This window comes from Paraglaciecola sp. (assembly GCF_051252315.1).
In the GTDB taxonomy this organism is placed as follows: domain Bacteria; phylum Pseudomonadota; class Gammaproteobacteria; order Enterobacterales; family Alteromonadaceae; genus Paraglaciecola.
Window position 1 is genome coordinate 15413 of the sequence record NZ_JBPOFP010000065.1, and the last position, 11689, is coordinate 27101.

The following is an 11689-nucleotide window of genomic DNA, read 5'->3' on the forward strand; positions in this document are numbered from 1 at the left end:
GATTAAATGTCGTTAACTCGAACTCGGGTTAACACATTCGACCAAGGTTTCACGCCATCTTTATCTTGAATAAATTTGGCATCCACTTCTTGGTACCAAGCATGAAGTAAAGATCTCAATTCAGACACTTTATCAGGATTTTGAAGGGCCAAATCCTGTTGTTCCCCAATGTCATTTTTCAAGTTAAACAACTGCACTTTGCCATCTTCAAACCGTTCGAGTAACTTCCAATCACCTAAACGCACAGCCGCTCCTGGAAAACCACCTTGATTCGAATAATGGGGATAGTGAAAATAAATTGGCCGTTCAGCTAAAGAATTTTGTTCCATTAATAAAGGAGTCAAGGCAACACCATCTTGGTGCTGTGAAGGGTTTGCGGCAATACCCGCAGCGTCTATCAAAGTAGGATAAAAGTCGGTTCCAACTACTGGCTCATCGACACGTGTACCATTTGTTTTAGCGCCGGGTAATTTAACAATAAACGGAACTCTGATACCTCCTTCATACAACCAGCCTTTACCACCTCTAAGAGGTAAATTGGAAGTTGGAGACCCTTCTGCAGTAGACAAACCTCCATTATCTGAAGTAAATACGACAATCGTATTCTCATCCAAATTTTCATCTTTTAACTTTTGTAATATTCGACCCACTTGGCTATCCATTTTAGAAATCATAGCGGCATAGGTCGGGTGATTTTGTTTTACTCTGACTTTACGTGGCTTTTGTGTAGGCCAAACTTGCTCTTCAGCGGCAAAACTATTTTTGGTATTCAGTAGTTCACTTTTGGCTTTATATCGACTCACCACATCAGCGGGAGCTTGTAGAGGTGTATGCACAGTATAAAAAGACAAATATAGAAAGAACGGTTCATTATTTTTAGCGTTTTGGTCAATGATATTAATTGCTTCGGTAGTTAAACGTTCAGTTAAATATTCGCCTTTTTCACCATCTGATAAACGTGGGTTTTTATAAGGTGAAAAATAACCATTAGGCGGATGTCCGTTTGCCGTTCCCGCAACATTGATACCAAAACCATGTGCTTCTGGCCAAAAACGTGGTTCTTCACCTAAATGCCATTTACCTAGAAATGAAGTGGCATATCCAGATTCCTGAAATGTTTCAGCAAGTGTTTTTTCTGATAGCGCTAAATGTTGGGTAAGGGTTGCTGGATTAAACTTTTCAGAACGATGTGGCCAACCATTTATGTGAAACCAGTCTGTCGCATCCACTCTACTCGGATGACGGCCAGTTAAAAGCGCGTAACGAGAAGGACTACATACTGGATTAGCGGCATAACCATTAGTGAATTGTGTGCCTTGTTTAGCTAAAGCATCGATATTTGGCGTATCGTAAAAAGAAGTAGGATTATAGGCACCTATGTCTGCATAACCTAAGTCATCCACCAAAATAAACACCACATTAGGTTTGTTTGAGTTATCTGTCAGCCCCAAATCAGTTTGATTTTGTTTGTTAGTACAAGCTGTAAACGCAACTACACAGGCGAATAAAATCGTAATTTTTTTCATTAGCGGTCCAATATAAATTATATTTCATCCGCAATCTTACAGACTAAACATGAGATGTATAGACTTATTAGACATAGTTCAGAAACTCAATGATCAAATTAGATTGGGCTTAATGCTTAGTTACAACAACCACTTATACATAACCAAGGCATCTACAAACCCTTGAGTCGGGTGATTAAACGCTTTCGGTAAGGTTCCCACGGTTTCATACCCCAACTTATGCCATAAGCCAATAGCCCCAATATTTGTCGAGACCACAAAATTAAATTGCATAGCTGAATAACCTAAATCAACTGCCGCTTGCTGAGAATGTTTGCACAATGTGGTTGCCAAACCTTTGCCTCTAGCTTCAGCCGACACCATATAACCGCAATTACAGACATGATTTCCTGGACCCGATTGATTTGTTTTAAGGTAATAAGTCGCTAGGACATCGTCGCCTTCTACCGCAACGTAAGTTTTTCTGGGGGTTAGGCACCATAATTGATACGCTTGAGATCGAGTCGTATCAAGGGCATACGCATAAGTGTCACCAGCAGAAACCACAGAGTGAAAAATACGCCAAATTCCTGCAAAATCATTTTCTGTTGCTTCTCTTATCTCCAAGACACACTCCTTAATTTGAGCATAATAATTGGTATAATTGGCTCTTGTGTTCGACTATTTGATTTCATCTATTAGGCAGGATTGATAGACGCTGAACGAAGAAGAGTAATAGCTAATACCAATCCATATTGATATAACTTGAACTTTGCGTTTTTAGAAGTCTGTATTACCTTCCAAGGTACTCATCAATCAAAACTGACAACTTGTCTTGCAAGTGCTCTTCAAAGTCATCTAACTCTTTGCCAAAAACACGTAAATACTTTTCAGCTTTATCATGATCCAGTGTTTTATTGTTGGTTTTGTACTCTGTTTCAGGTAATGATTTATCATATCTAGGTGTTATCACCCACCTTACAAAATCAGAATCCAATTTAACCACTGCTTTTTTCGCAAATTTACAAAAACCATCAATATGATCGGCACCATCAGGCCCTAGACATCCAGGCTCAACACGAAAGGTCACCGTCAGTTTTTTGTATAGTGGTAGCGGTAATTCTAATCCCATTTATTCGAACCTTATTCCTTAAATGCAATACAAATAAGATACTACTCAAAACAGTGACAAAAATATATATTCAGATTGAATAAGGCGGGCATTTAATCTTCCCAAATATACGAGGACTGGTACCAGTCCACAATAATAAGTATTCGGACTAATTTTGACATTAGCTTTATAAGCGTGAGATATAAGGATGCAGAAAAACAGACGAGAAACGTGTATGGAGGTGGCCGAGAGCCTGCTTGGTCTAATTTGCCAAGTCGTCAGAGTTTACACGCTTTTTATTAGGTTGAGATATTACCTCTTATACTTAAAAAAGGTTAAGAGCTACGCCCTTAACCTCTTTTACTAATTAACCCGAGTTAGGGTTAATTTTTATTTTGCAGCTCGCGCTTCTAACATCGCAACAGCTGGTAATACTTTACCTTCAACAAACTCCAAGAACGCTCCACCGCCTGTTGAGATATAAGAGACTTGGTCTTCCAATCCCCATTTATCAATAGCTGCTAACGTGTCACCACCACCAGCGATTGAAAAAGCGTCACTTTGTGCAATAGCGCGAGCAACGACTTCGGTACCTTTTGAAAAGTTATCAAATTCAAACACGCCACAAGGGCCATTCCATAATATGGTTTTGGCATTACGTAGAATACCTGCCACCTTCTCTGCTGTTTTTGGACCATAATCCATAATTTCTTCATCATCTTGAACGTCACTTGCCGCTTTAACGACAGCAGGCTCTTGGTCTGAGAAATTTTTACCTGTACGTACATCTTCAGTCACTGGAATATCTAATGCTTCAATTAGGCGTTGCGCTTCTGGGATCAGGTCTTTTTCATATAAAGACAAACCAACATTGTTACCACGAGCAGCAACAAATGTATTTGAAATTCCACCACCTACAACTAACTGGTCGGCAATTTTAGATAATGCATCTAAAACGGTTAATTTGGTTGATACTTTTGAACCACCAACTATCGCAACCAATGGGCGCTCAGGGTTATTTAACGCTTTGCCTAACGCTGCTAATTCTCCAGCTAATAAAGGACCTGCACAAGCAACAGGAGCATGTAAACCTACGCCATGAGTTGAGGCTTGAGCGCGATGAGACGTGCCAAATGCATCCATTACATACACATCACACAAGGCTGCATATTGTTTTGCCAAAGTTTCGTCGTCTTTCTTTTCACCTTGATTGAAACGGACGTTTTCTAATACAACCACTTCGCCAGCATTAACTTCAACACCGTCTAGATAGTCTTTTTCAAGACGAACCGTCAAATCAGTTTTTTCTTGTAAATAGTTCACTACTGGTAATAAAGAAAACTCTTCTGCATATTCGCCCTCTGTAGGACGACCTAAGTGCGACATCACCATAACTTTTGCACCTGCAGCAACGGCAGCTTTAATCGTTGGTAAAGATGCACGAATTCGGGCATCAGAAGTCACCACACCATCTTTTACTGGTACATTTAAATCTTCACGGATCAGAACTCGCTTTCCAGCTAAATCCAAATCTGACATTTTAATAACGGACATAATTTTCCCTTAAATAATAATTTTAAATTGATTTTTGTGTTGGTTCAGAATGATAAGCAAGATACATAGCACGGCTGGTATCTAACATTCGATTTGCAAAGCCCCACTCGTTATCACACCAAACTAAAGTTTTAACTAATTGCCTATGACTGACTCGGGTTTGTGTTCCATCCACAATACAAGAATGTGGTGCATGATTAAAATCACAAGACACCAAAGGCAACTCAGTAAAATCGAGTAGGCCATTTAATCGCCCCAAGCTAGCGCTCTGTAATACTTGATTCACGCCAGTAATATCTGTTTCTGTTTCTAAGGTGACACTCAAGTCCATAGCTGTCACATTAATGGTTGGCACTCTAACCGCTATGGCTTCAAACTTTCCGGCAAATTTAGGCAAAATTCGCTCGATCCCGGCAGCAAGCTTAGTGTCAACTGGAATAATTGACTGACTGGCTGCTCGAGTTAATCGCAAGTCATCGTGATAAGCGTCTATTACCTGCTGATCGTGCATAGAAGAATGTATGGTGGTAATGGTGCCACTATTCACCCCAAAAGCCTGATCTAACGTTTGGATAACCGGAACAATACAGTTAGTGGTGCAAGAACCATTGGACACAATCTTATGCTTAGCAGTAAGAATATCTTCATTGATACCAAATATAATGGTGGCATCTACGTCTGAGCTTGCCGGCTGAGCAAAAAGTACTTGTTTAGCCCCTTGGTCAATATGCCTTTGTCCGGCTTGCCTGTCACCGTATACCCCCGTACATTCTAAAACCACATCAACTTTGTATTGTTGCCAATTTATATCTTGTATCTTACTGCAATGTAATAAGGCGATGTCATCTTCATTAACCTGAAGATAAGGGGCCTGTCCTTCTGGTTTATTAAGACTAACTGAAGCTGAAAAACGACCATGAGCAGTATCGTATTTCAATAAATGCGCAATACCTTCAGGTGCAGCGACCTCGTTGATAGCAACAATTTTAATCATATTTTCTTGGCCGCTTTCATACAAAGCACGTAGAACATTTCTACCAATTCGACCAAAACCATTGATTGCGATACGGATCATATATTCCTAACACTATACAAGAGGACAACGCCAAAGTTTTTTTGCAAAAGAATAGGGCGCTAAAAAGCGCCCTATTCTATCCTTAGTTGCCGTGAATCGGAAGCTAACTACTTCCTAACGACAACTTAATATACTTAATTAGCTTATTTCCGTAATTGTTCAAACCTAAGCCATATCGTTCAAATTCAAGGCAGAAGCGCGGAACGTATGAGTACTACTTGAGCACTTCAAACGCAGCAGTTGGACGATATGGCCACCAGTTGAATAATTACAAACCTTTAGCAGCTTCTACAACAGCATCAGCAGTAATGCCGAAGTGTTTAAGTAATGCGCCACCAGGTGCTGACTCACCAAACGTAGACATACCTACGATTGCACCATTAAAGCCAACATATTTATGCCAAAAATCAACGTGAGCCGCTTCAACAGCAACTCGTTTAGTGACTGAACTTGGCAATACAGATTCTTTATAATCTGCATCCTGTTTTTCATATACGCTAGTACATGGCATTGAAACAACTCGAGCAGCTATACCTTGTGTCGCTAATTGCTCAGCCGCTTCTACACTGATACCCACTTCAGAACCTGTAGCAATAATAATCACGTCAGGTGTGCCTGCAGTATCTTTAAGGATATAACCACCACGAGCAATATCTTTTACTTGTTGTGCGTTACGGGCTTGAGCTGGCAAACCTTGGCGACTAAAGACTAGTGACGAAGGACCATCTTTACGTTCAAGTGCAAATTTCCAAGATGTTGCTGTTTCAGCCGCATCACACGGACGCCATGTATCCATGTTTGGCGTTAAACGTAAGTTTGCAATTTGTTCGATAGGTTGGTGTGTAGGACCATCTTCACCTTGACCAATTGAATCGTGAGTATAAACCTGAATATTTGGGATCCCCATTAAGGCAGACATTCTTAGTGCATTACGGGCATATTCCATAAACATTAAGAAAGTAGCACCGTAAGGACGGAAACCACCATGTAAACCAATACCATTCATAATGGCTGTCATACCGAATTCACGTACACCGTAGAAAATGTAATTTCCACTTGCATCTTCAGCCGTTAAACCTTTAGCACCCGACCATAAAGTAAGGTTAGAGCCGGCTAAGTCAGCAGAACCACCAATAACTTCAGGTAAAATACTGGCGAAAGCTTCAATTGAATTTTGCGACGCTTTACGACTCGCAACATTTTCGGCTTTGTCTTGGCACTCTTGAATAAAAGCATCTGCTTTAGCAGAGAAATCAGCAGGTAAATCACCGGCTATACGGCGCTTGTATTCAGCCGCTTCTACAGGGAAAGCTGCTGCGTAGGCTTCAAACTTAGCATTCCATTCTTGTTCTTTACTTGCACCCGCTTCTTTAGCATCCCAACCGGCATAAACATCCGCTGGAATTTCGAATGGTGCGTGTGGCCATTTTAAAAATTCACGTGTCGCGGCAATTTCGTCATCACCAAGAGGAGCACCGTGACAATCATGACTACCAGATTTATTTGGTGAACCGAAACCAATCACTGTTTTACAGCAAATCATAGTAGGTTTGTCAGTCACCGCTTTAGCTGCATTGATAGCTTCGACTAGAGCTTGAGGATCATGACCATCTACGTCAGCAATCACATGCCATCCGTAAGATTCAAAACGTGCTGGCGTATCGTCGGTAAACCACCCTTCTACTTCACCGTCAATTGAAATGCCATTGTCATCCCAAAAAGCAACTAACTTACCTAAGCCTAAAGTTCCAGCTAATGAGCAAGCTTCATGCGAAACACCTTCCATCAAACAACCGTCACCTAAGAAGCTATAGGTATAATGATCAACGATGTCATGACCAGGTTTATTAAACTGGGCTGCTAAAGTTTTTTCAGCGATAGCCATACCAACAGCGTTACAAATACCTTGTCCTAAAGGACCCGTTGTTGTTTCAACACCTGCGGTATAACCATATTCTGGATGACCCGGTGTTTTTGAATGAAGTTGTCTAAACTGCGCTAACTCTTCAATTGGTAAATCGTAACCCGACAAATGTAGTAGAGAATAAATCAACATTGAACCATGGCCATTTGACAAGACAAAACGATCGCGGTTAGCCCAATCTGGGTTGGTTGGGTTATGGTTTAAAAAATCACTCCATAATACTTGAGCAATATCTGCCATTCCCATTGGTGCACCTGGGTGACCTGATTTGGCTTTTTGAACGGCGTCCATACTTAGTGCACGGATTGCGTTGGCGAGTTCTTGACGTGAAGGCATGTTGTCTCCTAGCTGGTTCATAAAATAAGGAAGTATTTATTACCACTCCCCAAAATAGGCCGTTATTCTCTATTAGCGCGGCCCTAACTGCAAACTTTAAACGCTTATGAAAGCCCATTTCTATATGTCTTTTCTTCACAACTTAGTCAAAATCAATCACAGCCATTTAGACGTCTAGAAGTAAAGACTGGTATTTTCTCAATAAATTGCTAAAATGGCCGACATATTATTTATCTAAGCAGAAATTAAGGCCGCCTTATGACAGCACATCTTTTTACTTCAGAATCAGTTTCTGAAGGGCACCCAGATAAAATTGCCGATCAAATATCTGATGCAGTACTTGACGCTATTCTCGCTCAAGACCCTAAAGCTCGCGTCGCTTGCGAAACCTTTGTTAAAACTGGCATGGTATTAGTGGGCGGTGAAGTGACAACTTCTGCTTGGGTGGATATTGAAGAAATCACTCGAAACACAGTTAAAAATATCGGTTACGTACATTCTGACATGGGTTTTGACGCTGACTCATGTGCCGTTTTAAATGCAATTGGTAAACAATCTCCTGATATTAACCAAGGTGTTGACCGTTCGTCCCCTGAAGAACAAGGAGCAGGCGACCAAGGATTAATGTTTGGTTATGCCAGCAACGAAACCGATGTTTTAATGCCGGCACCAATTACTTACTCTCACAGATTAGTAAAACGTCAAGCTGAAGTACGTAAAAACGGCACCCTAAACTGGTTACGTCCAGATGCCAAAAGCCAAGTAACCTTTGTATACGAAAACGGTAAGCCGGTTGGTATTGATGCGATAGTTTTATCAACACAACACTGTGATTCAATTAGTACAGCTGATTTACGTGAAGCGGTAATGGAAGAAATCATTAAACCTGTTGTACCTGCAGAATGGTTAACAGCAAAAACTAAATATTTCATTAACCCAACCGGTCGTTTTGTGATTGGTGGGCCAGTTGGTGACTGTGGCTTAACAGGTCGTAAAATTATAGTAGACACCTATGGCGGTATGGCTCGTCATGGTGGAGGCGCATTCTCTGGTAAAGATCCATCCAAAGTAGATAGATCAGCTGCTTATGCCGGTCGTTACGTAGCGAAAAATATCGTAGCGGCAGGTTTAGCCGACAAGTGTGAAATACAAGTTTCTTATGCCATAGGTGTAGCGGAACCTACTTCAATTAATGTCGATACCTTTGGCACAAGTAAAATTTCTGAAGAGAAATTAATTCAGTTAATCAGAGAGCATTTTGAGTTAAGACCACATGGCTTAATTCAAATGTTAGATCTAGAACGTCCTATCTACCAACCTACGGCTGCATATGGCCACTTTGGGCGGGACGAGTTTCCTTGGGAAAAAACTGATATGGCAGAACGCTTAAAAGCCAGCTTATAAATAATAAACTATTATTAAAAAAGCCTCTTTTGAGGCTTTTTTTGTACTCATAAATAAACCTATTCAAACCCTTCAAATTCTCGCGCTGCTCTGTCGCAATATGACATAGGTCTTGGATACATATGTACCTCGCCAGCAACACGTACCTGCACACATTCACCTTGTTGCGCTTCTTTATCATCAACAATGACATTCACCATATCTCCATCAATTGCTGCCAGCTGATATTCGTACCCTGTAGTGTCACCTTCAATTATGGCAGTTATTAACCCGCCAAATAAGCCGCCGATTATGGCTCCTGCAAGCATATCGTCACTATCACCGTGTAAGTTTCCAACAACCCCATCTACAGCTCCAATAGCAGCAGCCTCACCGACATGAGATTTAAACTTAACCTTTTGAACATCTTCAACTAATGCATAAAACTCGGTAACAAATTGATTTTTTGCCTGATGATCGACATGGGCAGAATTAGCACAAGCCCCCAATAGAAAAACACTGAAGAATATCGACAAGTGAGAAAACAATCTGTGCATAATAAAAATCCAATAGTTAATTATTCAGGTATAAAAAAAGAAAATAGCTGGATTTTGCTGAACCCAAGCTTAACGCTCAGTATATATCAAGGTATGATTCATTTTCTTTCAATCTAGTAGTTTTATTTATGTTAAACAAAAAAGTAGTCATTATCGCTTTATCTACCATAGCCTTGTTAACCTCTTGCGCTAAATCTCCCCTTGGCCGTAATCAATTAAAACTCTACTCAAGTACTCAGTTAGCAGGAATGGGTGAACAAGCCTTTGATAGCATGAAATCAGAACAAAAGGTTTCAACCAAAGGTGTTTCGAATCGCTATGTTCAATGTGTGGCAGATGCCATCACTAAACACGTACCTAAATCGGTATTTAATGGCAATTGGGAACTAGTTGTCTTTGATGAACCACAGGTCAACGCTTTTGCTCTTCCCGGTGGAAAAATTGGTGTCTATGCAGGATTATTAAATGTTGCTGAAAACCAAGCACAACTCGCTGCTGTTATCGGGCATGAAGTCGGTCATGTTATCGCGGAACATGGTAATGAAAGAATGTCGAGTAACACCCTAATAGGTGTTGGTATGCAAGCAACTAATCAATTACTCAAGAGCAAACAAGTAGCCAGTAGCAATATGATCATGGCGGGGCTTGGTTTAGGAGTTCAAGTGGGGTTTCAATTACCTTTTGGCAGAACTCATGAAACCGAAGCCGACTTAATCGGCCTTGAACTTATGGCTAAAGCCGGGTTTCAACCTCAGCAGTCGACCCAATTATGGCAAAATATGGATAAAGCAGCAGGTGGAAAAAGACAACCTGAATGGTTATCTACTCACCCTTTACCTACGAGTCGGATTAAAAGGTTAAATGACAATATGGCATCAGCCAATACAATATATAAAAGCGCCTCTGATAGACCTAATTGTAAAAAATAACCTTCCTGTACTATTTAAAACGTCAAAAAAAATGCCGCACAAGTGCGGCATTTTTTTTCAAGGTAATAAATTACTCTTGGTTTTTATGTACATGCACATCCATTTGAGGAAATGGAATGGCAATACCTTCTTGATCAAAACGTAACTTTACTTGTTCATTAAAGTCAAACTTCACAGCCCAAAAGTTGGCTGTTGCAGTCCAAGGGCGTACCACAAAATTCACACTGCTATCTGCAAGTTCAGCTACAGCAATAGTAACCGCAGGCTCTTTTAAGATACGATCGTCTGCATCAGCAATTTCTTGTAATACTTCTTTCGCTCTTTTTAAATCACTGTCGTAGCCAATTCCCACTACCATATCTACACGTCGCGTTTCTTTTGCTGAGTAGTTAGTGATATTGCCGCCATAAATCGCACCATTTGGAATAATAACTTCTTTGTTATCCCCTGTGGTCATTATAGTTGTAAAGATACTAATGCTTTTCACTACGCCTGCCGCACCGCCAGCTTCCACAAAATCCCCGGCTTTAAAAGGGCGAAATACTAATAACATCACGCCTGCAGCGAAGTTTTGCAGCGAACCTTGTAATGACAAACCAATGGCTAGACCAGCTGCACCTAAAATGGCAACTAAAGATGTAGTATCAACACCTAATTGATTAAGTGATGCAACGATCACAAATAGCATTAAAAATGCTTTCGCTATGGCCTTTAAAAAATCGACCAACATATCATCATATTTTGAGCGGCTTAATAACTTACCAAGCACATTAATCACAACACCTACAACTAACTTACCAACAATATAAATAACCAATGCCATTAATAGATCAATCGCAAATGGGATGGCATGGGTGTCCACCAACTCCGTTATTTTTTCCGCATCAAACTCAAACATTTCTTTCTCCATAATGTGAAATAACAATTCAGAACAAATACTCAATAAATACACGACTATTTTATCGTGGCTAAGTATTAAGTAAAGCCAAAATCAGTAGCCAATATTTAGCCCCCCTAAATTAAAACGCGGTGAGGTTAAAATCAATTAGACCATAGTTAAGTTGCAAAATTATCTTTGATTTAGTTTTGGCGAAATATTCATATTTTTGTCATCTCGTCATGATAATTTTTGCCCGCAAATTAAATTTTGTCAGTGATAATTTGAGTATAAAAAAATTAATGTTAATATTAGTGGGCCTAACAAAGGCTAACTAATATTTTTAAAGGAATTGAAAATGTTATTAGTATATTTATTAATTATCGCTATAGGTGTTTTATTAGCTTTTTCTCTTTCTAAAGCGAAAGGGAAAAATAC

The 11689-nt window shown here is 40.1% G+C and carries 10 protein-coding genes; 2 read left to right on the top strand and 8 right to left on the bottom strand.

Annotated features, from left to right (window positions below; translation table 11 throughout):
- Positions 1–2 precede the first annotated feature (2 nt).
- The 6 genes from ACSHXM_RS13470 to tkt all read right to left on the bottom strand — a co-directional run bounded on the left by ACSHXM_RS13470 (position 3) and on the right by tkt (position 7505).
- Complete coding sequence (locus tag ACSHXM_RS13470) at positions 3–1526, bottom strand: sulfatase (RefSeq protein ID WP_435689285.1); 1524 nt, start codon at positions 1524–1526, stop codon at positions 3–5.
- Positions 1527–1646: 120 nt separating this feature from the next.
- On the bottom strand, positions 1647–2132 hold the full coding sequence (locus ACSHXM_RS13475) for an N-acetyltransferase family protein (RefSeq protein ID WP_435689286.1): 486 nt from the start codon (positions 2130–2132) through the stop codon (positions 1647–1649).
- 166 nt (positions 2133–2298) lie between these two features.
- Complete coding sequence (locus ACSHXM_RS13480; protein ID WP_435689287.1) at positions 2299–2637, bottom strand: hypothetical protein; 339 nt, start codon at positions 2635–2637, stop codon at positions 2299–2301.
- Positions 2638–3006: 369 nt separating this feature from the next.
- Positions 3007–4170, bottom strand: a complete 1164-nt coding sequence (locus ACSHXM_RS13485) for a phosphoglycerate kinase (protein ID WP_435689288.1) — start codon at positions 4168–4170, stop codon at positions 3007–3009.
- A gap of 22 nt (positions 4171–4192) precedes the next feature.
- Positions 4193–5245, bottom strand: coding sequence for an erythrose-4-phosphate dehydrogenase (epd, locus tag ACSHXM_RS13490; protein WP_435689289.1), 1053 nt, complete (start codon positions 5243–5245; stop codon positions 4193–4195).
- A 268-nt stretch (positions 5246–5513) separates the two neighbouring features.
- Positions 5514–7505 (bottom strand): transketolase, encoded by a 1992-nt coding sequence (gene tkt, locus ACSHXM_RS13495; RefSeq protein WP_435689290.1) that lies wholly within the window; start codon positions 7503–7505, stop codon positions 5514–5516.
- Between the two features lie 258 nt (positions 7506–7763).
- Here tkt and metK point away from each other — a divergent pair, with 258 nt between their 5' ends.
- Complete coding sequence (gene metK / locus ACSHXM_RS13500; RefSeq protein ID WP_435689291.1) at positions 7764–8909, top strand: methionine adenosyltransferase; 1146 nt, start codon at positions 7764–7766, stop codon at positions 8907–8909.
- A 59-nt stretch (positions 8910–8968) separates the two neighbouring features.
- Here the strand turns inward: metK and ACSHXM_RS13505 are convergent, their stop codons facing one another.
- The gene (locus tag ACSHXM_RS13505) at positions 8969–9445 is read right to left on the bottom strand and encodes a hypothetical protein (RefSeq protein WP_435689292.1); all 477 of its coding nucleotides are present in this window, start codon (positions 9443–9445) and stop codon (positions 8969–8971) included.
- 128 nt (positions 9446–9573) lie between these two features.
- Here ACSHXM_RS13505 and ACSHXM_RS13510 point away from each other — a divergent pair, with 128 nt between their 5' ends.
- On the top strand, positions 9574–10374 hold the full coding sequence (locus ACSHXM_RS13510) for a M48 family metallopeptidase (RefSeq protein WP_435689293.1): 801 nt from the start codon (positions 9574–9576) through the stop codon (positions 10372–10374).
- Positions 10375–10444: 70 nt separating this feature from the next.
- Here ACSHXM_RS13510 and ACSHXM_RS13515 read toward each other — a convergent pair whose 3' ends face one another.
- Positions 10445–11272 carry a mechanosensitive ion channel family protein gene (locus tag ACSHXM_RS13515; protein ID WP_435689294.1) on the bottom strand — a complete coding sequence of 276 codons (828 nt, stop codon included), beginning with the start codon at positions 11270–11272 and terminating at the stop codon, positions 10445–10447.
- Positions 11273–11689: the final 417 nt, after the last annotated feature.